This is a genomic window from Psychrobacter sp. Ps7, assembly GCF_022129225.1.
In the GTDB taxonomy this organism is placed as follows: Bacteria; Pseudomonadota; Gammaproteobacteria; order Pseudomonadales; family Moraxellaceae; genus Psychrobacter; species Psychrobacter immobilis_A.
Genome location: NZ_JADQAH010000030.1, coordinates 1 through 26,092, shown reverse-complemented (window position 1 = coordinate 26,092; position 26,092 = coordinate 1). Strand labels below are relative to the sequence as shown.

Below are 26,092 nucleotides of genomic sequence, written 5' to 3'. Positions count from 1 at the left end.
GGTATGATCTATAAATCTGTGTCTATATGGCCTTGAGCGTTAGATAGCGTCAGGGCCTGTCTCGCCCGTACGAATACGAATGACTTGCTCGAGTGCAGTGACGAAGATTTTTCCATCACCAATCTTGCCCGTGCTAGCGATGCGAGTGATGGCTTCGATAGCAGGTTCGACCATCTCATCAATAACAGCCACTTCGACTTTTACTTTAGGTAAGAAGTCCACCACGTATTCTGCGCCGCGATAGAGTTCTGTGTGACCTTTTTGGCGACCGAAACCTTTGACTTCAGTAACAGTGACACCTTTAACACCGATGTCAGAAAGCGCTTCACGTACATCATCGAGCTTAAACGGTTTTAAGATCGCAGTGATTAGCTTCATAAAATATTCCTTATTTGTGTGATGCCGCAGGTTGATAGAAGCATTGTGGTGCATTGTATCGCTGCCATGCTTACTATTAGTCATTCAAGAACTGTGCCAATTTACTCAAGGGGGATAGGTAAGATTGGATTTGTTTGTTCAAAAACAGCCATAGTTATGGCAAAAAATACTGGTTATGCTGCAATGGTATAAACCACCGTTATGAGCATAGAGAATGCGAATTAACCTTTAGCGTTGAACTGACGAAAACTTTATTATAACCAACTTTTTAGGTGCTTGGGGAGACCATCCATCTATTTCCTGTGATGATTTGCTAACCTAGTTTGGTATATGAAACGAATCACTTGAGGAGAAAGTAGGGAAAATTGTGTAATACGGTAAGCGGCAGAGCTTAACATGGATGTATAGGCTCTGCGCTCAAAGAGAGAGGAGTGGCTGTGTAGATCGGCTAAAGCCTATACCTTTGGGAAGAGTAGGTAGGGGGTTTTGGTGCTACCGAGCAGCTTTTTTGTGTCGCTACCTTTTAGAAGTTCACGCAGACGAGATTGGCCAAAGGCACCGGTCATTAGCATACCGATATTATTTTCATTTTGATAATAATTCAAAGCCGAAGTGACATCGCGGCAGTCCAGCAAGGCTTTTTTAGACTTGATGCCTGCTTGTTTGAGCCGCGCATAAGCTTCGCGTAGCGCATCGCAATTTTCAGAATTTTCTTTACCGACCATCACGATATGAACGGTTAATGCGCGCACCAGTGAGGTTTTGCAGAGCCAATTGAGCAATTTATGTGAAGTAGGACTGTTGTCAAAAGCAAATAAAGCGGTCGTAGGGTGCAAAAATGGTGCATGAGTCACCAAAATGGGGCAGTGACTGACTCTAATTAACTGGCTCAATGTCGATTTGCAGGTGACATTGTGACCTATAACGATCAATTGTGCTTTGTCATCGACGTAATCGATACTTTCATTGAGGTGTTCATGGCGATGCAGGGTATATGTTTTTAGTTTTTGTCGCTGCTGTTCGCAATAGGTGGTAGCTTGATGAAGCAAAAGCTTGCCTTGGGCTTTTAGCTCACAATTACTCAAGTGCTCCTTGGTGGTGAATTGCTCAAGCAGCATGTTTTCATCATCGATATTTAGGCAGCCTGAATAATTCACAGCCGCTTTTTGTTGTAAGCTCGGTACAGAATGCAACAGTCCAACAGGTGCTTGTAGACGAGTCGCGGCCCACATGCTGGCTTCTAACACTGCTTGCACGTGGTCTGGGCAGTCCAAGCAGGCAATCACACTATCTGGTTTCAAATTACTCATAAGACCACCACATTATTCCAATATTAAAAAGACAGAATAAAAAGACAGCTGCTTAGCTCAAGGGTGGGGCGATAATGCTTATGCCCAACCCTTTGCACCAATGCAGCTGTTTATTCAACTGTTTATTTATGAGCGGTTAATCAATATTAGCTCAATAAATAGACGTGGCTTTGTTTAATCCAATAAGCCAATATCTCGGCGATCGTGGATAGAGAAGCGATCAATCAGTGTTCGGCTCGCATTATTGAGTCCCACCACTTTGACATCAATGCCCTCACGTTGCAAGCGCATGACCAGTTTGTCCAAGGTGTCTACGGCACTGACATCCCAAAAATGCGCTTGGCTGACATCAATTTGAATACTGTCCAAAGCTTCTTTGGTATCGAAGCTGTTTAAGAACTGAGTCGTAGAAGCAAAGAATACTTGTCCTTGCACATAATAATAACGGGTATTAGTACTCTCATCATACTCACTAAATACCGTTAAGAATTGACCAATTTTATTGGCAAACGCCAGCGCCGATAGCAGCACGCCCACGCCCACGCCATAAGCTAGGTTGTGCGTAAATACTGTGGTCAAAACAGTCGCTAGCATGACAATGTTAAATGACATCGGATGCGTTTTAAATTCGCGAATAGACTGCCAGTTAAAAGTACCAATAGAGACCATAATCATCACAGCGACCAGTGCCGCCATTGGAATTTGACTGACCCATTCACTTAAGAACACTACCATAATGAGCAGTACGATACCTGCCATCAAAGTGGACAGACGCGTACGTCCGCCAGATTTGACGTTGATCATAGATTGACCAATCATGGCACAGCCTGCCATACCACCGAAGAAACCTGATACGACGTTGGCAATCCCTTGACCACGACACTCGCGGTTTTTATCGCTTGGCGTATCTGTCAAATCATCGACGATAGTCGCTGTCATCATCGATTCTAATAAACCAACGATGGCAAGTGCGATAGAGTAAGGCGCGATGATCAGTAAAGTATTTAGGTTCAAGGGAATGTCAGGTAATAAGAACATCGGTAATGAATCAGGCAAATCGCCCATACTGCCGACATTACGAATATCAAGATTCATATACATGGCGACAGCGGTCAAACCAACGATACAGATCAGCGGTGACGGAATCACGCGACCGATTTTAGGAATCAGCGGAAACAAGTAGATAATCGCTAAACCCGCCGCTGTCATGATATAAACCGTCATGCCAACGCGTTCGGTCATGGGATTCAACTCTGGTAGCTGAGCGGCAAATATCAATATCGCGAGCGCATTGACGAAGCCAATGACTACCGAGCGCGACACAAAGCGCATCAAGTTACCAAGCTTTAAAATACCCATTACAATCTGAATCCCACCGCACAATAAGGTGGCAGCTAGCAAATACTGCAAACCATGCTCGGCGACTAAGTCAACCATCACCAGTGCCATTGCCCCAGTTGCTGCCGAAATCATGCCTGGACGACCACCGACGAAACTGATCACGACCGCGATACAAAATGAGGCATACAAGCCGACTTTTGGATCAACACCCGCGATAATAGAAAAGGCAATGGCTTCAGGAATCAGCGCTAAGGCAACAACCAAACCGGATAAAACGTCGCCGCGAACATTGGAAAACCACTCGTCACGTAAGTTATCAATAAAAGATGTCATAAGTAAACTGCATAGGGTTAGAGGCAAAAAAAGTAATCATTACTCATTCATAAAATGATCGCATCGCTATAAAAGTAGCTATTCATCTTTCTTTTACGGCAACATGTGCTGTGTCATATTGCGGTATTGAGTTATTAAAGATCAGTAATAAGTAGGTCTATTGATTTACTTACTGGTATCGCTAATACGCTCACCAATAATTGATATGATGATAAATTCAGTGAGATTACCTAAAAAAATAGTTAAAATAAGGTGCTTAAAGCAGGGCGTTTATAAGAGCACCTACAGTAACGAATAGCGTCAGCAATGATATGCTGCGGTAGAGGGTAATAAATAATTTATCAAATAAAAATAGCCGCTCGACATGACCCGTCTATAGTAGTAACTTTGCCAAACAGAAGTGACAATAGCGTGCTAACTGTGACAACATGCTAAACTAAAATGCTTGGGTAAATACCCAGTCACTTACAGATTAAGGCAACTATTATAGCATTAGCCACTTAATATAAAAACAGGCGCATAATAGCACATCGTCATAAAAAACCAGTACCGAAATCTGAACGATACCGTTATGATGCGTCTCATCTTGACGGCATCATTTTGCTTCTTTATATACTAGGTTTGTTTGATGCCATTTTGCTCGTCCAACAGAAGGAATAAATATGACCACCAACGCTGCAACAGACGCCTTACTTCACAAAGGCAGTGGTCTACAAGTCGTGGTCGGTTTGGGACAATCTGGGTTATCAGTTGCGCGCTATTTGGCCAATCAAGGCTATCAGGTTGCTGTTACTGATACTCAGGTAACACCTAGCTTAGCAGATCAACTACCCGCTGAGATTAGTATTCGCCAATTTGGTGCGATTGACGCCGAGCTCTTGCAGCAAGCGGCACGTATTGTTATAAGCCCCGGTATCTCTCTTGCTACCGAAGCCGTCGCCGCTGCTCGCCAAGCGAATATTCCAGTGGTTAGTGACATTCAGCTATTTTGTGAGGCTTGTACCGTACCGATAGTGGCGATTACTGGCTCTAATGCCAAGAGCACCGTGACCACCTTGGTCGGGCAAATGGCCGCGGATGCTAGTGTCAATGTTGGTGTCGGCGGTAATATTGGCGTGCCAGCGCTGACCTTGCTTGATAATCCTGATATGGAGCTGGCAGTGCTTGAGCTGTCGAGCTTTCAGTTAGAGACGGTGACCAATTTGGGTGCGCAAGTGGCGACGGTTCTAAATATGTCACCTGACCATCTAGATCGCCATGGCGATATGCTGGGCTACCATCAAGCCAAACATCGTATCTTTCAGGGTGCTAAGTCCGTGGTTATCAATCGCGAAGACGCATTGACGCGCCCGCTCGTGGCTGATAATTTGCCCAGAGTGAGTACCGGTATACATGCTCCTGATAAAGGTCAATATGGTCTTATTACTACTCCTGAAGGCCAGATTTATCTTGCCCACGGTACAGAAAAACTACTGTCGGCAGATAAACTGTTGATTAAAGGTCGTCATAATCTGCTCAATGCACAGGCAGCCTTGGCATTAGGCGAACTTGCTGGTTTGCCATTGGGCAGTATGTTAAATACCTTACAGCAGTTTACTGGACTTGAGCATCGTTGCCAGTATGTGGCAAATGCTGCAGACATTGATTATTTTAATGATTCAAAAGGCACCAATATCGGCTCAACGATGGCAGCTATCGAAGGGCTGGGCGCAGTCTATGCACCAAAGGATGGTAAACTACTATTGATTTTGGGTGGACAAGGTAAGGGTCAACAGTTTGGTGAATTGACGCCGTTTATCAATCAGTATGTTAGCCAAGTACTGTTTATTGGTGAAGATGCGCCGCTGATTGAACAGCATCTGCGCGCGGCTAAGATAAGCGCCGATGTGGCGTTACATCAATGCCAAACTTTAGAAAATGCCTTTACAACCATTCAACAAGTCACGACAAGCAGCCTATCGCAAGTGCAAGCGGTGCTATTGTCACCTGCTTGTGCCAGCTTTGATCAATATAGTGGCTACGCAGCTCGCGGTGAGCATTTCAGTCAGTTGGTTGGTCAATTAGCAACTGAGTCGTCAGATATGATGACTGCGGAATAAAAGGTTTGGTGATTTAAGCATTTGCATGATAAGTGCTTAGCGAATATCAGCATTTAATAAAGAGCTCATGTATTTAATAAAGAATAAGGGCAATGCAATAGGGTTGCCCTGAATTGACTTTTATGATGCGCGCGCATTTTCTGTATAAATGATTGTTTTGCTTATAGATTGCTGCTACTGTCAATCATAGCCAGTCAGCAACATGAATGGTCAGCTTATTTGCTTAGTAATCTGTCTGGTACTGTCTATTTTCTATTTTTTAAACGGTGGCGTTTAATAGACGCCGTGTTTTTTCGTTCGTTAGTGTATATAAAATTATGGCGCTCTCTTCTCTTTTTCGTTCCTCGTCCCAACCGAAGCAAGCATCTGGCTCAGATGGTATTCTTTCTATGCCGTCAGCACGCGCCATTCTCCTATCGAGTGTTGGCTGTATGTTGGTGCTCAGTTTATTGATGGTGGCTTCCGCTTCTATTCCTTTTGCCCTCAGTCGCGGCATGACAGAGCTGCACTTTTTCAAAAACCAGCTGCTGTATATGATGATCGGTTTGACGGTCGCTACGGTTTCTTATTACAGCGTGTCTTTGCGAACACTATATAAGACTGAAACCCAATTTATCCTATTGGGTATCACTGGCATGCTGCTAGTGGCAACCCTATTCAGTACGCCTATTAACGGCTCCAAGCGTTGGCTGAACCTAGGGGTATTTAATTTTCAGGTGGCAGAGTTGGCCAAGTTGGTGATGATTGTCTTTGTCTCTGATTTTGTGGTGCGTCGCTCTTTTGAAGTTCGTAACGGCTTAGACGGTTTTTTACGGATTATGTTGGTGGTGGCACTCATCACCATGCTGCTATTGTCACAGCCTGATTTTGGTTCTTTTGTCGTTATTTTAGGTACCATCTTTGCGATTTTTTATATCGCTGGTGCGCCTTACAAGCACTTTTTAGCACTGGGCGCGGCTGCCATCGGTGGTGCGGTATTGATGGTGACGACAGCGCAGTACCGATTGGTACGTGTGATGTCATTTATGGATCCGTTTGATGATGTGCAAGACACGGATTATCAGCTGGCACGCAGTTTGATTGCCTTTGGTCGTGGACAATTTACAGGCGTTGGTTATGGTGAGAGCGTACAAAAACTGTCGCATTTGCCTGAGGCACATACTGATTTTCTACTAGCCATTACAGGGGAAGAGTTAGGCTTTGTTGGGGTTACTATGGTACTGGTGCTCGAAGCGCTGATTATCGGTAGCGCGATGCGTATCAGTTATAACGCGCTCAAGCGTCGGCAGATGCGTATGAGTTATACCGCCTTTGGTATCGGTGTGGTGTTCATAGCGCAGACAATTATCAATGCGGCGATGAATATGGGCGCGATTCCAACCAAAGGATTGACCATGCCATTCTTCAGTTATGGCGGCTCTTCGATGTTGATTAGTTTGGTGATGGTTGCGTTATTGCTAAAAATTTATAAAGAAAGCCCTGAAATCGAAAAAAGCCAATGCCGTTATTATTGATAGGTTGAGCATTAGTGATAGGCTCGATGCATCATGACTGGCATTATCCAAAGAAGCGTCGCTAAATAGTGGCGCTTTTTGCTAGCTGGCTTTTATCCACTGTGCATATTTAACTGTTGCTTGCCTTGTAGCGGCGTACTGTCCCATTGAGCAATGGCTTGCTTTAACATACGAGTAGGTGTGTCTCTATCAACGGCTGGTTGCTGTAATAGTTGTAAAGCATCGGCGATAAGTTTACTTGGATCTCGTGTATCAATTGGTTGTGCTAGGTTTTGCTTGGAGAGTTTTTGTCCATCAGCATGACATATCAGTGGCAAGTGATACCAGTGATTGATGGCAGGCAAGCGTGCGGCATCCATGATGCTGATTTGCGCTGTCGTCATGGTTAGGATATCTAGACCGCGCATAATATGTGTCACCTGTTGCAGTCCATCATCAAGGCTGGCAGCCAAAATATAATTGATCATACCATCTTGGCGACGCACCACCATATCACCCAATGTCTGCTGAGGATTATCCCACTGCAATCCTTGAATACCGTCGTTAAAACCAATCTTATAATTCGGTAGCTGTATGCGTAGCTTATGTTGCTCTCTATCAAGGTCAGCGCTGACGCAGCAGCGTGGATAGCGCTTCCTGTTTGGTTGCAATGGCTTAGCATCATAAGCTGGGCTCAGCTCTTCTTGCGCCCAGTATTGCTCTAAATCTTTACGCGAGCACTGACAACCATAAGTGAGCGGATGCAGGGCTGAGTGTAGATAATCATTATAAATATCAATACGCTCAGATTGATAAATGATATCACCGTCCCAGTACAATCCAAGCGCTTCCAAATCAATCAAGATTTGCTCAGTAAATTGCTGATCACAGCGTTCGGTATCAGTGTCTTCAATACGCAGTAGCCATTTACCACCAATGGATTTTATATGGCAAAAGCTGGCAAGCGCGGTCGTCAATGAGCCAAGATGCAGTTCACCAGTCGGTGAGGGAGCAAAACGACCAATTGGCTGTACTGGTATGATTGGAGTGGGCATAGGAATAAGGTTAGTTTTCAAAGTAGGAAATTATCGGTAAAAAAGGTAGAAGATAGAATAATAAGTATATCCGTAAAAAGATATTTGTGAAATGAGTCTGTTTTGTTAGCAAATCAATATAAGCAAGCTTAAAGCTCTGTATCAGCCATGATTCATTGACTAAAAACCAGCCAGCTAAAACGCAATAAGCGACCATATTTTGGTCGCTTATGCTTGCATTCTACTATTGAGATGAGTTGTAACTCGTTTAAGCGCCTTGATTTTGGCGTTCTTTAATCTCAGACAGTGTTTTACAATCGATACATTGGGTAGCTGTTGGGCGTGCTTCGAGACGACGCAAACCAATCTCTACGCCACAAGTTTCACAAAATCCATAATCATCATTTTCAATTTCTGACATAGATTTATCAATTTTGCGAATGAGCTTACGTTCACGGTCACGCGTACGCAATGCGAGGGCAAACTCTTCTTCTTGGGTGGCGCGATCATTAATATCTGGCATAGCACTGGACTCGTCTTGGATATAAGTCTTGGTGCGATCCGCTTCGCCAATCAGTTGGCTCTTCCAATCCAATAATATAGCCTTAAAGTGCTCTAACTGCGCATCAGACATGTACTCTTCGTCTTTGGCAGGCACATAAGGAGTAAACTTAGCTTCACTTGGATTCGTGGTCAGGGTGCTCATATGGGTATCCTACTTTTTTCAAATTAATTCAATAAAACGACGTATCAAAAGACAAGACGCTATCAATGTCATAAACGCTATAATTTGTCCCTTTATAAAACGTTTTACCACTTGGTAACACAAGTAACACAGCGGATCTAATAGTACAGTTATCTGATATGCTCAAAGCAATCTATCAATGGTCAGGTATATGGTTATGCATATTTTTATTTAAATAGCGTTGTCTTAATAATGCGACAAATCACTGACTGTGAAGACTTAGCTGTGATCGATTTAGCCATCCTAGCTATTATAATTCTACCTAATACCAGATACTAGGCAGTCCTCATTTCGTTTTATACGTTGTATCATTGTTTCTGACAATAATGAAGTCATTTTTCATCATCATGTCGCTTTTACCATGCCAGTCATTGTATTCTGAACTCAGAAATATCAGTCAATAGCTTGAGGTATAAGGGCTCATATCAGTATTGGTGCCAATAAATCTGGGCGTCAAGTATCCAGTCTTTCTACCCAGCTTGCAACCTTTCCATTGTTGGCTAATTGCAACCAACGGTAACCGGGCGGGACGCTTTTATCATAGGAAAAATCATTCTCATAAGGCTTGAACTGGTAGCAAGTAGATGGCGTACTATAGACCGTGACTCCTTGACGATGGCGAACCTGCTCTTGGTGCGTATGACCACTGATAATGACCTTGAGATGGTCAAATCCTAACAGATGCTGCCAAAAGGCCTCACTATTCTCTGCCATATGCGTGTCAATCCAGTCAGAGTCTACGGGAATGACATGATGATGTAGAGCAATCAGCGCAGGCTTATCACAAGCATCGAGTCTCTCGCATACCCAGTCAATATCGGTAGGCGTTATCTCGCCCTCGACTTTACCCGTGATGGATGAGTCTAATAACAGCAGCTGCCAACGATCAGTCTCAATGACATGCCGGCTTAGCAAGCGCGGGTCGGCAGGTTGAGCAATCAGTTCGCGCTCAAAGAACGGCAAGTCACTGCCTATCTCATCCGTCACATCATGATTGCCTGCGATGCAAGCAAAAGGAATATGGGTCGCTTGCAATACCTCAAAAATATGATCGTAAATAGCGGGTTTTACTTCATTGACTAAGTCGCCAGTCACGATAATCAAATCGCAGCGAATGTCGCTACTCAATGCTTGCTGTAGTACTGTCTCAAAGCACTGCTGACAGACAGTGGCTTCGCTATTGTTAGTATCGCTATCAACACTAGAAGAAACGGGCGTTGATAAATGCAAATCTGTGATTTGTAGTATGTTTACCTGTTCATCTGGTGTGCTAATGTTATTAACAGGATAGCTTAGCATTGGGTCAGTCCCTCATCGAATCGAAACAAGTGATGCTGTTAAAACGAATGATAGATAAATGGATGTCCTGCATCGAGTAGACTAATGAATTTTGGTCTGACCAATATGTTTTTTGGCTTGACGCCGCTAGTATGTCGATGATATTAGGGCAAGTTTATAACATAAAGTCAATGAAAGCTCTATCATATTGATGAAATAAAGTTGGATAAGAGGATAAAAAACCAGCGACTTTATGTGTACTATAATGTGTCTAGCGGCGCGCTGACCAAATTTTTGCAGTGCTGAGCTTTGAGAAAATCAGCGCGATAAAAAATAAAATGGCTAATATTAATACGATAGCAAGTCCTGTCTGAATATCTAGCCAGATGCTTCCCCAAACGCCTAGCGTCACGCCAAGCTGTGCGATCAGTAGCGATATAACGACCATTTGTTTTGGCGATGATGACCATAAACGTGCCGTCAATGCTGGTAATACCAATAAACCGCTGATTAGTAAACTACCAACCGCTTGCAGGGCAATCGCACAAAATCCCGCCAATACGCCCATAAAGAACAGCCGCTGGCGTGTCGGATTAACACCTTGAATACGCGCCAGTGCTTCATGAGTGGCAAGCTTAATTTGTGCAGGCCATATATACATAAGTAGACCGAGCCCTACCAGCACACTACCAGCAAGTAAGGGTAAGTCTGCCCAATCAAGCTCTAGCAAATTACCAAACAAAAACCCCAGTACGTTTGCTTGTTGGTCAGTCAACTGGGTCAAAGCCAATAAACCTAAGCATAATAATGACACCGCCACGACCGCCAAAACCGCATCGACAGGCAGGCGCTCATCATCGATTAATACTAGCCCTAGCACCACCATGACGCTGACCAAGGCAATGCCAATGCCCATAGGTAATTGCCACCATACTGCTAAAGCCACGCCAAGCAAGGTACCATGTGCTAAAGCATCAGCAAAAAAGGCCATGCGTCGCCACAAGACTAAGCACCCTAAAGGCGCTGATAGTAGCGCTAAAATACTGCCAGCGATCCAAGCAGGGGCAATGATGGCTAACCAAGCAGTCATAATAAATATCCGTAAAAGTTTTTATAAAGCTCAACGCTCGATATGTGTTTGATGTATCAAGCTTCGATATATTTCATATTTGTGAATGTTCAACGCGCCTTAATGATTATAGTTCGCTTGGGGCGTGATGCTCACAGGCATGCGGTTGATGCACATAAGGCTGCTCATAATGATGCCCAAATAGCTTTTGAAACTCACTACTAATGGCAAGCTCGCTTGGTTGTCCCTCACAGCAAATATGCTTATTAAGACAAATCACGCGTCGACTGCCTTTCATGACCCAATGCAGATCATGCGATACCACCAGCATGGCACAACGCAAAAACTCCGGCAGCTCATCAATAAATTGATAGAGCCAAACCTCAGTATCAGGGTCCAGTCCTTGCATCGGCTCATCTAAAATCAATAAGTTGGGTTTGTCTAACAATGCTCGCGCGAGCAAGACCCTTTGTGTCTCACCACCCGACAGGTGCAGCATTTGTCGCGATAATAAGTGCGTCAATGACAAGTTATCAAAGATAAATTGACGCTGCTCAGACGTTAAGCGCCTTTTATCCGCTTGTGCCAATAAATCGCAGACTCGTAATGGCAATATCGGCGGTACAGCAAAGCGCTGCGGTACATAGCCAAGCTGTAACTTTTGATGAGAGTTAATGTGCCCTTTAGTTGGCTCAATCAATCCCAAAATAAGTTTGACCAACGTTGACTTACCAGCGCCATTAGGTCCAATAAGACTGACTGTTTCATTAACCGCAATGTCAATATCAATATGTGAGAGTAAGCGTTGATGCCCAATGTCGTAGCTGACATCGCTTAGGCTCAGCAGTTTACTCGCAGTGTTAATGGTGTTGCCATCAACAGCGGAAAAGTTCGGTTGATTAGACGGTGAGGTAGACAGGCTCATAGTATGACAACCAATAAGTGAATAAGTAATACAAATAAAAAACGGATGACAAAGACTTACGCTTCAGTGGTTAGGGTGTGTTACTGGCACGCTTGGCAACGACCACTCAGCTCAATCACACTGCGTTCCACAATAAAGCCAACGTCTTGCTCAGCAAAACTCATCATTTCCTGTACGGGCACACTGCTACATTCTTGTACACGCTGACATTGACCACAGATTAAAAATGCTGCGGTATGCTGGGCGCGTGGGTGACAGCAGGGCACATAAGCATTGATAGAGGTCAATTGATGTATCAAGCCTTCACTCAATAAAAACTCCAGACTGCGATAGACAGTGGGTGGCGCGACATTTTTTGGCGCTTGTTTTTTAGAGCTAATTTCTTTAGATGCTGCTTTCATTGGGTGCTGTTGCGAGCTAAGCGCTTCGCTGCTGTCATCATTGTTATTAGGCTCTGATAAGCGCATTTGCTGCAATTGCGTGATCAAATCATATGCACCGATAGGTTTATTGGCTGCCAATACCAATTGATATATTTGCTGGCGCAATGGGGTAAAGCGTGCACCATTCAGGCGACATTGTTCTTTTGCTGCCATTAGGCGCTCGGTCACGTCATGCGGCGTAAAGTCCTGCACATCATGTAAATGTTCGCAGACTGATAAACTGGTGGACATGGTGCAAGCTCCTACGAAAAAAAATGGCACTGTTATTATAGTAATTTATAATGTTATAGTATAACATACTAAAAATAAGAGCAGATAAATGATCTTGGCTTATTTATTGATACCTTGATGATCACTCAGATACAACGGCAATAACGTCTAAATGTTTCCACTTATATTTTATCTTTCATACATTAAAGAATCTATTATGAACTCAGTTTTCAAATATTTTTTAAGCTCAATCATTATACTACAGCGATGGCTCATTACGGGCATAGTTGCATTAGGCGTCTTTACTGTGAGTGCACAAGCGGCAACAGTCAGCGTGAGTAATTATCCACTGTTTTTATTGAGTCAAGCAGTGACTGAAGGTTCACCGCCCGCCAAGCAGTTATTGCAGGCAGGGGAGGTAGGTCATCATGGCAGTATCAGCCCAGGCGATATTAAAGCCATTCAGGACAGTAAATTTGTCGTGTGGTTTGGTGAGCCATTAGAAAATAACTTGGCGGCAAGCCTTAATACCGCACCCAATGCGATTGCCTTATTTGAATTCGATGCCTTTAATCGTCATCCGCTACGTGACGTCAAAGGCAAGCCTGTTGCTGGCACCTTGGATCCACATATATGGTTAGATTCTGAAAATGCCAAAGCCATGACTCGTGCCCTTGCCGTGATTCATAGCCATGCCAATCCGCAATATAAAGCACTTTATCACGCCAATGCACAAAAATTTGCTCAGCGAATGGATAGGGGAGTGGCATCTTTCGTAAAACAAGCTAAAGGCAAGCAGCAAACCGAGCCTTATTGGGCCTATCATGATGCTTATCAATACATCGAATCCAGCACAAACCTAAAGCTTGTTGGCAGTTTAAGCACTGATCACCATCTAGCACCACGAGCAAGCCAAATACGCTGGCTAAATGAGAAGCGTCCAGCCAAGCAAATGTGTCTGGTTAGCCCAAGTCAACCAGCCAAAGGTTTACTCGCTAAGTTACAGCCTGTAAAAACCACTGTGCAACCTGAAGATATGAGCAATAGTAAAGACTTTGTGAGTGGTTGGCAGACGATGGCACAGCAAATCTATCAATGTATATCGTAGGATAACTGATTAACCATAGTGGCTTGCAACGCTTGAGAAGCCATTATGTAGTCATACTTTGGGTGTTATCCATTGGTCAGTAACTATGATGTCTATGAGTGATTCAGCTAGGTCACTGATAAAAGGTATATTTTTCTTGCTTAACGGTGGTATGCCCCTTATAATAAGTGGCGTTTTATTTTGGTTAAAAGGTAACACCTGTAGAGTGAGCCGTTCACGGATAAAAGTGTCGCGACAATGTTATATTGCCACCTTATCCCAATGCTGTAAGGCTATAGGATTGCATTACCGATGACCAAGCCTGCCAAACGCACACAAAAAGATAAAATTGGCATCTATATCAAACGCCAAGCGTGGATATTATTTATCCTTATTATTATTGCTTGGGCTTTAGATACCAGTTGGCTACATAGTGAGCTTACTGTCGCAAAAAGCGCCGCTATTGGTGCGCTACTCAGTTTTGCAACCCAAGCTGTATTTGCTTTTTTTATCTTTTGGTACACTGGATATCGCGCGCGCCAACATATTGTTAGCCAGCTATATCGAGGTCAAATGGCCAAATGGCTATTGACTGTGTTTGGTTTCGCACTAATTTTTATTACCGTACAACCCCTATCTGCGCCTGCGCTGTTTATCGGTTTTATGGTAATGCAAATTAGTCACAGTTGGATGTTGTGGCATATACGCTAGCATTAATAGACGATAACTATATTAATAGTTGAGTACTTAATAGTGCTAGGCAAGTCACCCTGCCGTCCAGCTTCTCTATGACTGATTTTATAAGAAAGTCAAAACATACAAAACTGTCTAAAGACAGCGCCAATGATCATAAAGACTGTGATATGAGCGTTTAAATGAGTATAGCGTGTGATAATGGAGTCGATAGCCAATTATTAGCTATCAGTATTGCCTCTAATTAAATTCTTACAATTTAATTAATCACGCAAAGCTATGTTAGTAAACGTTAATAGTAGCTAACTTATTCATACAGTGCATAAAAAAGTCATAATTGACTTTACACGAATACAACGCTGCATTAATATAGGCAGCTAAATATTTTGCTTATGAACGCTGTATTAAGCGTCGATCGTGGAAAAGCGGCAGTAAGTAAACACAGATATAATAATTTCGCGTACATATACAAGGGCTATTACTGAATCATCATAAGCCCTTTTTTGATAGCTAAAATTTATCTTAAGTTATCAAATTGCGCACTAGTAATAGAACTATGGGTTGGATGTTATTGATTACATGAGCGCTTTAGCATGGTTCATTTGCCTGCTTTGTTGCAAGGCAGATAGACATACTACAATCTCATCAGATGACAACCATATTTTTGGTAGTTGATTAAATCGTTGATTAATAAGAAGCTGACATTATGGCAGGCGAGCAAACAACAACAGACTATATCTCTCACCACTTAACGAACTGGACGTACGGCTATCTGCCGGGCGAAGGCTGGAAAGTTGCCTATACTGCTGAAGAAGCTAGTGCAATGGGCTTTAAAGCCATCCACCTTGATTCTATGCTTTGGTCAATTGGTCTAGGCATTGTTTTCTGCGCCATCTTCTGGATGGTCGCTAGAAAAGTCACTTCAGGCGTGCCGGGTAAAACTCAGGCCGCGGTTGAGATGATCGTTGAGTTCGTTGATAACAACGTTCGTGATTCGTATAGTGGTACCTCAAAGCTGATTGCGCCTTTGGCGTTGACTATCTTTGTATGGATATTCTTAATGAACTTGATGGATTTACTACCCGTCGACTTTATTCCTATGATTGCTGGCCAAATCGGCGCAATGATGGGACATGATCCACATCATGTGTTCTTTAAGATCGTTCCAACGACGGATCCTAATATTACGCTTGGCATGTCTTTTTCTGTCTTTATACTGATTCTGTTCTATAGTATCAAAGAAAAAGGTTTGGGCGGCTTTGTTGGCGAGCTAACACTGCATCCGTTTAGTGCCAAAAACCCTATCGTACAAATTATTTTAATACCCATCAACTTTATCTTAGAGTTTGTTACTTTGATAGCGAAACCTATCTCTTTAGGTCTGCGTCTATTCGGTAACATGTATGCTGGTGAGTTGATTTTCATACTGATTGCTCTAATGCCATTTTGGATTCAATGGGCGTTATCAGTACCGTGGGCTATTTTCCACATCTTAATTATTACACTTCAAGCGTTCGTATTTATGATGCTGACGATAGTTTATATGTCACTTGCATCATCAACTGAACATTAATTAGACATTCAATAGGTAAATGAGGATACATCCATGGATCCAGTATTAGGTGGTTACACAGTTATCGCAGTAGCACTACTTATCGGTTTAGGTGCACTAGGTACAGGTATTGGTTTTGCTATTCTAGGTGGTAAATTCCTAGAAGGCGTTGCGCGTCAGCCAGAACTTGGTTCACAGCTGCAAACTCGTATGTTCATCGTAGCAGGTCTTCTTGATGCTATTCCGATGATCGGTGTTGGTATTGCTATGCTATTGTTGTTCGCTAACCCTCTAGCAGGTTAATCAGAAAGCTCAGTTGTAAATGTTTGGTAGTCAAAGTTTGTATCTTAACCATAGCCAAAGTTTGGCTATCAAATATGATCAATGAAACTGATTTTTCATTAACAAAGAGGTGATCACGTGAATATCAATTCTACCCTCATCGGTCAAGCCATTGCTTTTGCAATCTTTGTGATGTTCTGCATGAAATTCGTGTGGCCACCACTTATTGGTGCCATCAATGAGCGTCAGCGTAAAATTGCTGAAGGCCTGAATGCCGCAGAAAAAGCAAAAGCAGATCTGGCAACCGCTGAGCAAGACGTCCAGCAGGAGCTTGATCTTGCAAAGACCAAAGCTGCTGCTTTAATCGAGCAAGCGAACAAGAGTGCCAACCAGCTTGTCGAAGATGCAAAAATGCAGGCCCAAGTGGAAGGCGAGCGCATTCGTCAACAAGCGCAAGCGTCTATCGACCAAGAAATCAATCAAGCGCGTGAATCATTACGTGCCCAAGTTGCTGAACTGGCTGTACTTGGTGCAGAAAAGATTTTGCAAGACAAAGTCGATGTGCAAAAACATGCCAGTATGTTAGACCAACTGGCGGCAAAGCTGTAACTGTGAGGATATAATGGCTGACTTATCAACCTTAGCACGACCCTACGCTAAAGCCGCGTTTGACTATGCCAACGAAAACGGGGCCGTAAACGAGTGGGAAAATTTCTTGTTTGTCGCCAGTGCAATTGTCAATGACAAAGCGTTCCGTACATGGCTAGAAAATCCAGCCGTTACGGCTGAGCATAAGTCAGCTGCTTTGGTTGATCTTTATGACTCACAAGTGGCTGGTGATAGCGACTCTGCTTTTAAACAGCTACTAGGCGAGAGCAAAGGCTCTCGTTATGGTAATAGTATTAGCTATCCTAAAGTGTCACCAGCGCTCAATAATTTTATTAAGCAGTTGGCGCAGCAAGAGCGTCTGGCGCTGCTTCCTGAAGTTTATGAGCATTATCGCCGCCACAAGGCAATAAGCTTAAAGCAGCTTGATGCTTACGTGACCTCTGCCTATCCATTGACTGACGCTCAGCGTGAAATGCTTCAAACGCGCCTTGCTGCATCGTTAAATGCTAGTGTGGTGATTCATGAGTCGGTCGATCCAAGTCTATTGGCAGGCGCTACCATCAAAGTCGGTGACAAAATCATTGATGATTCGATGCGCGGCAAGTTACAACAGTTAAAAACACAGCTAACTGCCTAATGCCATTTACCAGCGCAGTCATCTATAATCTGCGTGAAAGTAAGAGCATTTAAGTCAGTGGGCGGGTTATCATAAATTAAAGGAAACAAGGCAATGCAACAATTGAATCCAGCGGAAATCAGTAACCTGATTAAGCAGCGTATTCAAGACCTTGATGCGGGTGCAACTGCAAAGAATGAAGGCACGATTGTCAAAGTATCTGACGGTATCGTGCAGATTCATGGTCTTGAAGATGCCATGTACGGCGAAATGATTGAGTTTGAAGGCGAAATCTATGGAATGGCGCTTAACTTAGAGCGTGATTCTGTCGGCGCGGTAGTACTTGGTGATTACCTAAAGCTGCAAGAAGGTCAAAAAGCCTATTGTACTGGTCGTATTCTTGAAGTACCAGTAGGTCCTGAGCTGCTAGGCCGTGTTGTTGACGCCTTGGGAAATCCTATTGATGGCAAAGGTCCTATCGATGCCAAAATGACTGATAAAGTCGAAAAAATCGCCCCAGGCGTTATTGATCGTCAGTCAGTAGATCAACCAGTAATGACGGGTTATAAAGCCGTTGATACTATGATTCCAATTGGTCGTGGTCAGCGTGAGCTTATCATTGGTGACCGTCAGACGGGTAAAACCGCGATGGCTATCGATGCGATCATCGCGCAGAAATCATCTGGTATCAAGTGTGTATACGTCGCAATCGGTCAGAAACGTTCTACCATTGCAAACGTCGTACGCAAGCTTGAGCAAACTGGTGCCCTTGAATATACGACTGTCGTCGTCGCTTCAGCGTCAGAACCAGCAGCACTACAGTATATCGCACCGTATTCAGGTTGTACGATGGGCGAATACTTCCGTGACCGCGGTGAAGACGCACTGATTGTATTTGATGACTTATCAAAACAAGCCGTTGCTTATCGTCAAATTTCACTATTGCTACGTCGTCCGCCGGGTCGTGAAGCGTATCCTGGTGATGTATTCTATTTACATTCACGTTTACTTGAGCGTGCATCACGCGTAAACGCGGCGTACGTAGAAAAGTTCACTAATGGTGAAGTAGTTGGTAAAACCGGTTCTTTAACCGCACTGCCAATTATTGAAACCCAAGCTGGTGACGTATCTGCATTCGTACCGACTAACGTGATTTCAATCACCGATGGTCAGATTTTCTTAGAATCAAGCCTATTCAACTCAGGTATCCGTCCAGCGGTTAACGCTGGTATCTCGGTATCTCGTGTGGGCGGGGCAGCTCAGACTAAGATCATCAAGAAGCTATCTGGTGGTATCCGTACTGCACTAGCTCAGTATCGTGAATTGGCTGCCTTTGCTCAGTTTGCCTCAGATCTTGATGACGCAACTCGCGAACAGCTTGATCATGGTGAGCGTGTGACTGAATTGATGAAGCAGAAGCAGTATCAGCCAATGTCAATCTCTGAGCAAGCTGCAGTTATCTATGCATCGAATGAAGGCTTTTTAGCGGACGTTCCTGTCGAAAAAATCGGTTCTTTTGAAGAAGCTTACTTACGCTATATGCATGATGAGCAAAGTGAATTGATGCGTGAGATTGATGATACTGCGAATTATAATGATGATATCGCAGGTCGTTTGAAGTCATCTTTAGAGACCTTTAAACAAAATCACAGTTATTAATTTAACGGGTTAAGCCGAATTGGTTATGGCTGTCTTTGATGGCTAATAAAGTGGCGCATTGTCTTGTATTTTTTTATTAAGACAGTAGCGCCACTGTTCTAACCATTGACGGTATTAGATCGCGTCATGCACAAAATATATAACATTAATCTGTTAGATCGATGTTATATAATAAATAATTGTCGCATGCGCCAATGCTTTTTAACCCTCTTATATTGGAATCATTATGGCAAGCTTAAAAGAGATACGTGCCAAAGTCACCAGTATTAAAAGCACCCAAAAAATTACTCGTGCTATGCAAATGGTTGCGGCAAGTAAAATGCGCCGTGCCCAAGAGCGCATGGAAGTGGGTCGCCCGTATGCTGATAGTATGCGCCGGGTTATTTCACATTTGGTGCATGCCTCATCAGACTATAAACATCCGTATATGGTCTCGCGTCCAGTCAATAAGGTTGGCTATATTGTCATTACCTCTGATCGCGGTCTGGCGGGTGGTTTGAATATTAACTTATTCAAAGCTTTATCTAAGAGTATCCAGCAGTATCAAGATCAATCTGTACAAACTGAGTTTGCAGTCATTGGCGCTAAAGGTGTGAGTTTTTTCAAAAACTTTGGTGGTAAAGTGACCTCGGCAGTAACCGATTATGGTGATAAGCCAACGTTTGAGCAGATAAACGCACCGGTTCAAGCCATGCTTGACGATTATACTAACGGTAAAATAGACCGCATCTATGTGGTTTATAATAAGTTTGTTAATGCGATGACCCAAAAGCCGACTGTCAATCAGTTGGTACCTTTACCAGACAGTGCGTTTGGTGAAGAAGAGAGCGGCATTCAAACAGAACTGAGCTGGGATTATATCTACGAGCCTGATATCAAAACATTGATTGATGAGTTGCTTGGCCGCTATATTGAGTCGATTGTGTATCAAGCGGTAATGGAAAACATTGCCTCTGAGCAGTCCTCACGTATGGTTGCGATGAAAGCGGCGACAGATAATGCTGGTGACCTAATTAACGATTTACAGTTGGTTTATAACAAGCTGCGTCAAGCGGCGATTACCCGAGAAATCTCGGAAATCGTTGGCGGTGCTGCTGCTGTTTCATAATTGAAACCCCTTATGAAACCCACTATATACAGAAGTTCAAGGAGAACGCAATGAGTAGCGGTCGTATTGTACAGATTATTGGCGCGGTTCTTGACGTTGAGTTCAACCGTAGTGAAGTTCCTCAGATTTATGATGCCTTGCAAGTAGATGGTACCGAAACCACCCTAGAAGTACAGCAACAACTAGGTGATGGCATCGTCCGTACTATCGCAATGGGTTCAACTGAAGGCCTAAAGCGTAACTTAACAGTCACTAACACTGGTGCGCCTATTGCTGTGCCTGTTGGTATTGGTACGCTTGGCCGTATCATGGATGTTCTTGGTCGTCCTATCGATGAAGAAGGTCCTGTAGAGGCTGATGAAAAATGGTCTATCCACCGTGAAGCGCCAAGCTACGCGGATCAGTCAAACAGCACTGAGCTGTTAGAAACTGGTATTAAAGTTATTGATCTACTTTGCCCGTTTGCTAAAGGTGGTAAAGTTGGTCTGTTTGGTGGTGCTGGTGTTGGTAAAACCGTTAACATGATGGAGCTGATCAATAACATCGCTCTAAAACATGAAGGTTTGTCAGTATTTGCTGGTGTTGGTGAGCGTACACGTGAAGGTAACGATTTCTATCACGAAATGCAAGAAGCGGGCGTTGTAAACACTGAAGACTTTAGCAAATCTAAAGTTGCGATGGTATACGGCCAGATGAATGAGCCACCGGGTAACCGCTTGCGTGTTGCGTTGTCTGGTTTGACCATGGCTGAATACTTCCGTGATACGAAAGATCCTGCCACTGGCAAAGGTCGTGACGTATTGCTGTTTGTTGATAACATCTACCGTTATACACTAGCCGGTACTGAAGTATCAGCACTACTTGGTCGTATGCCATCTGCGGTTGGTTATCAGCCAACACTTGCTGAAGAGATGGGTATGCTACAAGAGCGTATTACTTCAACTCAGTCAGGTTCTATTACTTCTGTGCAAGCAGTATATGTTCCTGCCGATGATTTGACGGATCCATCACCAGCAACGACGTTTGCGCATTTGGATGCAACGGTTGTATTGAGTCGTGATATTGCTTCACAAGGTATCTATCCTGCGGTTGATCCGCTAGATTCAACCTCGCGTCAGCTAGATCCATTAGTCATTGGCGAAGAGCATTATAACGTTGCTCGTGGCGTGCAAGAGATTTTGCAGCGCTATCGTGAGCTAAAAGACATCATCGCTATCTTGGGTATGGATGAGTTATCAGAAGAAGATAAACTAGTCGTTTATCGTTCGCGTAAGATTCAGCGCTTCTTGTCACAGCCATTCCACGTTGCTGAAGTCTTTACTGGCGCACCTGGTAAATATGTACCACTACGCGATACCATTGCTAGCTTTAAAGCAATCATCGCTGGTGAATACGATGACCTACCAGAGCAAGCGTTCTATATGGCTGGTGGCATCGACGAAGTTGTTGCTAAAGCAGAAAAAATGAAATCTACTGCAGCGTAAGTTGTGTTAGCATTTGCTAAAGGGCAGATAGGCTATAAAAAGTCTATTTGCCAGTTAGTAACGCCTCGCAGTTTTGATTGTGTTTTGATCGTAAGGAGTTAAGTATGGCAACGTTACAATGTCGCGTCGTAAGTGCTCGTGAAGAGTTGTATTCAGGCGAAATTAGCATGTTAATAGCTACTGGTACCGAAGGCGAGATTGGTGTATTGCCAGGTCACACACCGCTTATTACTTTGTTAAAACCGGGTGCGATGCGAGTGCAAACACCAAACGGTGAAGAAGAAGTGATTTATGTATCAGGCGGTGTTTTAGAAGTACAGCCGAAGATGGTTACCGTATTGGCTGATACAGCGATGCGTGCACATAACCTTGATGAAAGCAAAATTGTCGAAGCACGTAAAAAGGCTGAGCAGATGCTGGTTAATCAATCGGATACTGTACAAACTAATGCAGCTTTAGCATCATTAGCAGAGTCTGTGGCACAGCTACAGACTATCCGTAAGTACAAAAACCGCGCTTAATTTTTTGTGGAAAATTTTAGAGTTTCCTTTTGACTCTTACCACAGATATAAAAAAACAGTCCATCATGGGCTGTTTTTTTTATGTTTATTATTTAATATTCTATGCTTGTTGATCGAGGATAAATATACGATTTATGATGCAATTTTGAGCTCAACAGCCAGTTTTTTAAATATGAGTGTTAACTAACTATGTATCCACTAACCATGTATTTACTAATTATTTATCGAAGGATAATAGGCAGTACTGGGATAATAGATGAAAAAGTCACTGGCAGCAAAGGTGATATGTCGCTATATTAGACGTAACAGGAATACAAGTATCGGTATCAATCAAGTATCCTATCGCTGTGCGCTACATTAAGATTGGCTACTTATAGAAATTCAGGTGAGAAAAGGGTCGTAAAAAAACATTTCACTTGCTATTATTTGTATAAAGCTCATAATTTTTGGACGTAAACTAAAGTTTTAATGGGTGTAGTTTATAGGTTTTGTTAACGACTATAAGCTATAGTATAGGAAGCTGTATGTTTAATAGTATACTGTGCTACCAAGTTTGTAACAGCTATACCAACATCAATTGTGCCACTTAATGGTGCTATTAATTTTACCGCTCTTACTTTTACTGCTTTTAAATGAGATGTATTAGAGGATATAACAATGACAACGAATGAAGAAGACAACACCCCCCGAATTTTGATTGTTGAGGATGATGAGCGTCTGGCCATGTTGACTCAAGATTACTTGGTCAAAAATGGTTTAGAAGTCGCTATCGAAACCGATGGTAATCGTGCTATTCGTCGCATCGTCAGTGAACAACCAGATTTGGTCGTACTTGATGTCATGCTTCCTGGTAGCGATGGACTGACGGTATGTCGTGAAGTACGCCCGCATTATCAGAATCCTATTTTGATGCTGACTGCGCGTACTGAAGATATGGATCAGGTACTGGGTCTTGAGATGGGTGCTGATGATTATGTCGCTAAACCTGCTCAGCCACGTGTCTTGCTAGCACGTATTCGTGCGTTATTACGTCGTTCAGAAAATGCCCCATCAGAAGATGTGCCACAGCGCCTAGAATTTGGTGAACTGGTCATCGACAATGGCGGTCGTTCTGTGAATTTAGGTGATGAGTTGGTTGATTTCACCAGTGCTGAATATGACTTATTATGGTTGCTTGCTTCTAATGCGGGTCGAATTCTTTCGCGTGAAGATATCTTTGAGCGTCTACGTGGTATCGAATATGACGGTCAAGATCGTTCAATTGACGTTCGTATCTCACGCATTCGTCCAAAAATCGGTGATGATCCAGAAAATCCAAAACGTATCAAAACCGTTCGTAGTAAAGGGTATTTGTTCGTTAAAGAAGGCAACTAAGTCAATTTTGCTCCGGCAACGGCTTATTGCTCATTAGCATGACCAAAGAAACCAGCAACTAGGCTGGTTTTTTTGTGGCTAAATTTTAATTTTTGAACTTAAATACAGCGTTATGTGGTTTAATTAAGCAATTATTGTGGGTGCTGCCTAAATGTACATGAGGTAAATGGATTTTAGGTGATGCTCAGTTATAAATTAAAATACAGCAGCCAGAATGGTTTTTTATTCAACAGTGTTTGATATCATTTATCACGCAGCGCTTGTTTGCTGAATGATGTCGGCAGTTTTTATTCATTAAGTTGGTTACGGCACGTATGTCATTAGTCTCTTCTTTAAAACACAGTATCTTTGTTCGTATTTATGCTGGGCTACTCATAGTCTGTTTGTGTGTGGCATTGTTTGCTCAACTGTTGATGGATACCATCAACAAAGAGCGCGTCCAATCCTACCGTGAAAACATGGCAACAGGGGCTTTTCATCTGGTGAGTGAAGGTATCGCTCATCAAGAAAGTGAAGAGCAGCGTGAATATTGGTTGTCTGATGCCAGTAGTTTATTTGGCTCAGAATTCAAAGTTTTGCCTATTGATGAAGTGGACTTTAATGCCAGTGAACTGCGGCGTTTTGAAAATGGCAATACGGTCGTTCGTTATACCGAGCAACCTGTCTATGCCGATGTGTATTATCGTCTACCAGACAATCAAAGTGTTTTGACCGCCAGAATATCGCAAGTGACTGAGCAGCAAGTACGGGCAATCGCTGTGTTTTTATTGGATGATTTGTCTTACTATGTGACGTTATCTGACAAGCGTGCCCGTTTGGCTGAACTGGAAAAAAAGTTTTCCTTTCCTTTAGAGTTTAAAGCCGTCAATACACTGGATTTAGATACCGATCAGCTTGCACGATTACGCCGAGATGAAGTGGTTATTTCCTTACAAGATACCAATAGCAGTAAAAGTAATTCGGCTATTAGAGTAGTGGTGCCTTCTGAAATCAATGACATGGCGATATTGATTGGTCCGGTGCCATTATTCAACTGGTTCCCACTTAATCTGATTATTAGTATGATTCTTATCAGCATGTTTTTGATCAGCTTAGGCGTGTATGCGTTGATTTTTCCACTTGAGCGTAAGTTGCAGTTGATTCAGGTTGGCGTCAATGAAGTGAGTAAAGGTAATCTTGAAAGTCAAGTTCAAGTCATTGGGCAGGATGAAATTGCCCGTTTAGCCGCGACTTTTAATGCCATGACCTCGCATATCAAGCGCCTTATTGAGTCGCAGCGAGAATTAACGCGAGCGGTATCACATGAGCTTCGTACACCGGTGGCTCGTATCCGTTTTGCCGTTGATATGCTGGCTGATACGGATGACGAAGACTCGCGTTTTATGCAGCGTGATTTTATTGATGAAGATATCGAAGCGCTTAATGGCTTGATTGATGAGATTTTGACTTACGCCAAGCTCGAAGAAGGCTCACCAAAGCTGGATTTAGAACCAGTCAATCTTAGAGAGTTATTGGAGCAGATTGAGCGTGAAACCAATGCCTTGGGTAAGCCTATCAAAATAGTGACCAAGCTGCCGAATGCTAAAGTAACCGCTGTCGCAGATAGGCGTTATTTACACCGTGTGATTCAAAATTTGGCGGGCAATGCCTTACGTTATGCAGAGACCACGATTATCATTAGTGCTGGCGTCAGAAAGGGCAATGCTTTTGTTAGTGTTGAGGACGATGGTCATGGTATTCCAGAAGCAGATCGCGAAAAGGTCTTTATTCCATTTTCACGCTTAGATGACAGTCGCACACGCGCTTCAGGCGGCTATGGCTTAGGCTTGTCTATCGTATCGCGCATTGCCTTTTGGTTTAATGGTAGTATGAAAGTCGATGAGAGCCGAGAGCTTGGCGGTGCACGATTTGTCATGACGTGGCCTATCAAACCACTGACACAAATTTTGGCTGCTGATGAACTGACGCAAGAAAAAAGCGAGCGTGGTTTTGAAGATAAATAATGCCACTGCAAAGAATTGTCGTTATTTTCTAGTATGAAAATAGCGGCATCAATTAAGCAGTGTGTGACAAATAAACTTGCTCAATTTCTAAGGAGTGTTCTCAATTTCATGTTTAGAATGGATATACACCTTAGATAGAATTGTCGGTTAATTTTTATTATTAACGGTTTGAAGATAGCTTTAAATCAGAGGAGGGCAAAGGATGCCATATTTATTTGGTGGTTTGGTGGTACTAAATGCAATAACGTTGGGCTACTACTTATTCTTGCAGCAGCCATCGACGACGCAAACGTTGACAGCAGCGCAAGAAAATATTACTCAGCCATTAGCGTTTACCAATAGCGCCAAATATATTCCACCTATCATTGGAAACAAAGACTAGGTGTTATAAAACTAAATAGTCGCAGCGAATTGTTTTGAGCATTTATTAGCTTTAGTGATGAACA

The 26,092-nt window shown here is 43.1% G+C and carries 24 protein-coding genes; 15 read left to right on the top strand and 9 right to left on the bottom strand.

What is annotated here, in order from left to right:
- Nucleotides 1-39 precede the first annotated feature (39 nt).
- The 3 genes from I3257_RS10335 to I3257_RS10325 all read right to left on the bottom strand — a co-directional run bounded on the left by I3257_RS10335 (nucleotide 40) and on the right by I3257_RS10325 (nucleotide 3,362).
- A complete protein-coding gene (locus I3257_RS10335; RefSeq protein ID WP_010197981.1) occupies nucleotides 40-378 on the bottom strand; it encodes a P-II family nitrogen regulator in 339 nt (112 codons plus the stop codon).
- Nucleotides 379-833: 455 nt separating this feature from the next.
- The gene (locus tag I3257_RS10330; protein WP_201560613.1) at nucleotides 834-1,688 is read right to left on the bottom strand and encodes a universal stress protein; all 855 of its coding nucleotides are present in this window, start codon (nucleotides 1,686-1,688) and stop codon (nucleotides 834-836) included.
- A gap of 174 nt (nucleotides 1,689-1,862) precedes the next feature.
- Nucleotides 1,863-3,362 carry a SulP family inorganic anion transporter gene (locus I3257_RS10325; protein ID WP_087813692.1) on the bottom strand — a complete coding sequence of 500 codons (1,500 nt, stop codon included), beginning with the start codon at nucleotides 3,360-3,362 and terminating at the stop codon, nucleotides 1,863-1,865.
- A gap of 662 nt (nucleotides 3,363-4,024) precedes the next feature.
- Between I3257_RS10325 and murD the strand changes: the two genes are divergently transcribed.
- Entirely contained in the window at nucleotides 4,025-5,461 is a 1,437-nt protein-coding gene (murD, locus tag I3257_RS10320; RefSeq protein WP_109591962.1) for a UDP-N-acetylmuramoyl-L-alanine--D-glutamate ligase, read from the top strand.
- Between the two features lie 317 nt (nucleotides 5,462-5,778).
- Nucleotides 5,779-6,975, top strand: coding sequence for a putative lipid II flippase FtsW (ftsW, locus tag I3257_RS10315; RefSeq protein WP_226950337.1), 1,197 nt, complete (start codon nucleotides 5,779-5,781; stop codon nucleotides 6,973-6,975).
- Nucleotides 6,976-7,067: 92 nt separating this feature from the next.
- Here the strand turns inward: ftsW and gluQRS are convergent, their stop codons facing one another.
- The 6 genes from gluQRS to I3257_RS10285 all read right to left on the bottom strand — a co-directional run bounded on the left by gluQRS (nucleotide 7,068) and on the right by I3257_RS10285 (nucleotide 12,679).
- Entirely contained in the window at nucleotides 7,068-8,009 is a 942-nt protein-coding gene (gene gluQRS, locus I3257_RS10310) for a tRNA glutamyl-Q(34) synthetase GluQRS (protein ID WP_109591960.1), read from the bottom strand.
- 247 nt (nucleotides 8,010-8,256) lie between these two features.
- On the bottom strand, nucleotides 8,257-8,694 hold the full coding sequence (gene dksA, locus I3257_RS10305) for an RNA polymerase-binding protein DksA (protein WP_045445865.1): 438 nt from the start codon (nucleotides 8,692-8,694) through the stop codon (nucleotides 8,257-8,259).
- Nucleotides 8,695-9,186: 492 nt separating this feature from the next.
- Entirely contained in the window at nucleotides 9,187-10,032 is an 846-nt protein-coding gene (locus tag I3257_RS10300) for a metallophosphoesterase (protein ID WP_238049679.1), read from the bottom strand.
- 250 nt (nucleotides 10,033-10,282) lie between these two features.
- The gene (locus I3257_RS10295; RefSeq protein WP_055125361.1) at nucleotides 10,283-11,101 is read right to left on the bottom strand and encodes a metal ABC transporter permease; all 819 of its coding nucleotides are present in this window, start codon (nucleotides 11,099-11,101) and stop codon (nucleotides 10,283-10,285) included.
- 106 nt (nucleotides 11,102-11,207) lie between these two features.
- Complete coding sequence (locus tag I3257_RS10290) at nucleotides 11,208-12,005, bottom strand: metal ABC transporter ATP-binding protein (RefSeq protein WP_201555165.1); 798 nt, start codon at nucleotides 12,003-12,005, stop codon at nucleotides 11,208-11,210.
- Nucleotides 12,006-12,085: 80 nt separating this feature from the next.
- Complete coding sequence (locus I3257_RS10285) at nucleotides 12,086-12,679, bottom strand: Fur family transcriptional regulator (protein ID WP_238049678.1); 594 nt, start codon at nucleotides 12,677-12,679, stop codon at nucleotides 12,086-12,088.
- A 286-nt stretch (nucleotides 12,680-12,965) separates the two neighbouring features.
- On the opposite strand from I3257_RS10285, the gene I3257_RS10280 reads away from it, so the two are divergent.
- The 13 genes from I3257_RS10280 to I3257_RS10220 all read left to right on the top strand — a co-directional run bounded on the left by I3257_RS10280 (nucleotide 12,966) and on the right by I3257_RS10220 (nucleotide 26,028).
- Entirely contained in the window at nucleotides 12,966-13,766 is an 801-nt protein-coding gene (locus tag I3257_RS10280; RefSeq protein ID WP_238049677.1) for a zinc ABC transporter substrate-binding protein, read from the top strand.
- Between the two features lie 291 nt (nucleotides 13,767-14,057).
- Complete coding sequence (locus I3257_RS10275) at nucleotides 14,058-14,456, top strand: ATP synthase subunit I (RefSeq protein ID WP_045452420.1); 399 nt, start codon at nucleotides 14,058-14,060, stop codon at nucleotides 14,454-14,456.
- Between the two features lie 688 nt (nucleotides 14,457-15,144).
- Nucleotides 15,145-16,011 carry a F0F1 ATP synthase subunit A gene (gene atpB, locus I3257_RS10270; RefSeq protein ID WP_055125357.1) on the top strand — a complete coding sequence of 289 codons (867 nt, stop codon included), beginning with the start codon at nucleotides 15,145-15,147 and terminating at the stop codon, nucleotides 16,009-16,011.
- Nucleotides 16,012-16,044: 33 nt separating this feature from the next.
- Nucleotides 16,045-16,293 (top strand): F0F1 ATP synthase subunit C, encoded by a 249-nt coding sequence (gene atpE, locus I3257_RS10265; RefSeq protein ID WP_010197960.1) that lies wholly within the window; start codon nucleotides 16,045-16,047, stop codon nucleotides 16,291-16,293.
- A gap of 117 nt (nucleotides 16,294-16,410) precedes the next feature.
- Nucleotides 16,411-16,881 carry a F0F1 ATP synthase subunit B gene (locus I3257_RS10260; protein ID WP_045452424.1) on the top strand — a complete coding sequence of 157 codons (471 nt, stop codon included), beginning with the start codon at nucleotides 16,411-16,413 and terminating at the stop codon, nucleotides 16,879-16,881.
- 13 nt (nucleotides 16,882-16,894) lie between these two features.
- A complete protein-coding gene (locus I3257_RS10255) occupies nucleotides 16,895-17,518 on the top strand; it encodes a F0F1 ATP synthase subunit delta (RefSeq protein WP_045445877.1) in 624 nt (207 codons plus the stop codon).
- A 93-nt stretch (nucleotides 17,519-17,611) separates the two neighbouring features.
- Nucleotides 17,612-19,156: a F0F1 ATP synthase subunit alpha gene (gene atpA, locus I3257_RS10250; RefSeq protein WP_045445880.1), complete on the top strand. Its 1,545-nt coding sequence runs from the start codon at nucleotides 17,612-17,614 to the stop codon at nucleotides 19,154-19,156.
- Nucleotides 19,157-19,382: 226 nt separating this feature from the next.
- Nucleotides 19,383-20,264 (top strand): F0F1 ATP synthase subunit gamma, encoded by an 882-nt coding sequence (gene atpG, locus I3257_RS10245; protein ID WP_045445883.1) that lies wholly within the window; start codon nucleotides 19,383-19,385, stop codon nucleotides 20,262-20,264.
- Nucleotides 20,265-20,314: 50 nt separating this feature from the next.
- Nucleotides 20,315-21,748 carry a F0F1 ATP synthase subunit beta gene (gene atpD, locus I3257_RS10240; protein ID WP_045452427.1) on the top strand — a complete coding sequence of 478 codons (1,434 nt, stop codon included), beginning with the start codon at nucleotides 20,315-20,317 and terminating at the stop codon, nucleotides 21,746-21,748.
- 104 nt (nucleotides 21,749-21,852) lie between these two features.
- Nucleotides 21,853-22,269, top strand: a complete 417-nt coding sequence (locus tag I3257_RS10235; RefSeq protein ID WP_021812807.1) for a F0F1 ATP synthase subunit epsilon — start codon at nucleotides 21,853-21,855, stop codon at nucleotides 22,267-22,269.
- Nucleotides 22,270-22,926: 657 nt separating this feature from the next.
- Nucleotides 22,927-23,643, top strand: a complete 717-nt coding sequence (locus I3257_RS10230; protein ID WP_045445894.1) for a response regulator — start codon at nucleotides 22,927-22,929, stop codon at nucleotides 23,641-23,643.
- Between the two features lie 314 nt (nucleotides 23,644-23,957).
- A complete protein-coding gene (locus I3257_RS10225) occupies nucleotides 23,958-25,646 on the top strand; it encodes an ATP-binding protein (protein ID WP_045445985.1) in 1,689 nt (562 codons plus the stop codon).
- A 202-nt stretch (nucleotides 25,647-25,848) separates the two neighbouring features.
- A complete protein-coding gene (locus I3257_RS10220; protein WP_045445897.1) occupies nucleotides 25,849-26,028 on the top strand; it encodes a hypothetical protein in 180 nt (59 codons plus the stop codon).
- Nucleotides 26,029-26,092 lie beyond the last annotated feature (64 nt).

Coding starts and splice junctions, on each gene's coding strand:
- I3257_RS10255 (WP_045445877.1), top strand. CDS start 16,895: ATGGCTGACTTATCAACCTTAGCACGACCCTACGCTAAAGCCGCGTTT.
- murD (WP_109591962.1), top strand. CDS start 4,025: ATGACCACCAACGCTGCAACAGACGCCTTACTTCACAAAGGCAGTGGT.
- I3257_RS10285 (WP_238049678.1), bottom strand. CDS start 12,679: ATGTCCACCAGTTTATCAGTCTGCGAACATTTACATGATGTGCAGGAC.
- I3257_RS10275 (WP_045452420.1), top strand. CDS start 14,058: ATGACCAAGCCTGCCAAACGCACACAAAAAGATAAAATTGGCATCTAT.
- ftsW (WP_226950337.1), top strand. CDS start 5,779: ATGGCGCTCTCTTCTCTTTTTCGTTCCTCGTCCCAACCGAAGCAAGCA.
- I3257_RS10225 (WP_045445985.1), top strand. CDS start 23,958: ATGTCATTAGTCTCTTCTTTAAAACACAGTATCTTTGTTCGTATTTAT.
- I3257_RS10300 (WP_238049679.1), bottom strand. CDS start 10,032: ATGCTAAGCTATCCTGTTAATAACATTAGCACACCAGATGAACAGGTA.
- atpB (WP_055125357.1), top strand. CDS start 15,145: ATGGCAGGCGAGCAAACAACAACAGACTATATCTCTCACCACTTAACG.
- I3257_RS10335 (WP_010197981.1), bottom strand. CDS start 378: ATGAAGCTAATCACTGCGATCTTAAAACCGTTTAAGCTCGATGATGTA.
- I3257_RS10235 (WP_021812807.1), top strand. CDS start 21,853: ATGGCAACGTTACAATGTCGCGTCGTAAGTGCTCGTGAAGAGTTGTAT.
- I3257_RS10330 (WP_201560613.1), bottom strand. CDS start 1,688: ATGAGTAATTTGAAACCAGATAGTGTGATTGCCTGCTTGGACTGCCCA.
- atpA (WP_045445880.1), top strand. CDS start 17,612: ATGCAACAATTGAATCCAGCGGAAATCAGTAACCTGATTAAGCAGCGT.
- dksA (WP_045445865.1), bottom strand. CDS start 8,694: ATGAGCACCCTGACCACGAATCCAAGTGAAGCTAAGTTTACTCCTTAT.
- atpE (WP_010197960.1), top strand. CDS start 16,045: ATGGATCCAGTATTAGGTGGTTACACAGTTATCGCAGTAGCACTACTT.
- I3257_RS10230 (WP_045445894.1), top strand. CDS start 22,927: ATGACAACGAATGAAGAAGACAACACCCCCCGAATTTTGATTGTTGAG.
- I3257_RS10290 (WP_201555165.1), bottom strand. CDS start 12,005: ATGAGCCTGTCTACCTCACCGTCTAATCAACCGAACTTTTCCGCTGTT.
- I3257_RS10295 (WP_055125361.1), bottom strand. CDS start 11,101: ATGACTGCTTGGTTAGCCATCATTGCCCCTGCTTGGATCGCTGGCAGT.
- gluQRS (WP_109591960.1), bottom strand. CDS start 8,009: ATGCCCACTCCAATCATACCAGTACAGCCAATTGGTCGTTTTGCTCCC.
- I3257_RS10325 (WP_087813692.1), bottom strand. CDS start 3,362: ATGACATCTTTTATTGATAACTTACGTGACGAGTGGTTTTCCAATGTT.
- atpD (WP_045452427.1), top strand. CDS start 20,315: ATGAGTAGCGGTCGTATTGTACAGATTATTGGCGCGGTTCTTGACGTT.
- I3257_RS10220 (WP_045445897.1), top strand. CDS start 25,849: ATGCCATATTTATTTGGTGGTTTGGTGGTACTAAATGCAATAACGTTG.
- atpG (WP_045445883.1), top strand. CDS start 19,383: ATGGCAAGCTTAAAAGAGATACGTGCCAAAGTCACCAGTATTAAAAGC.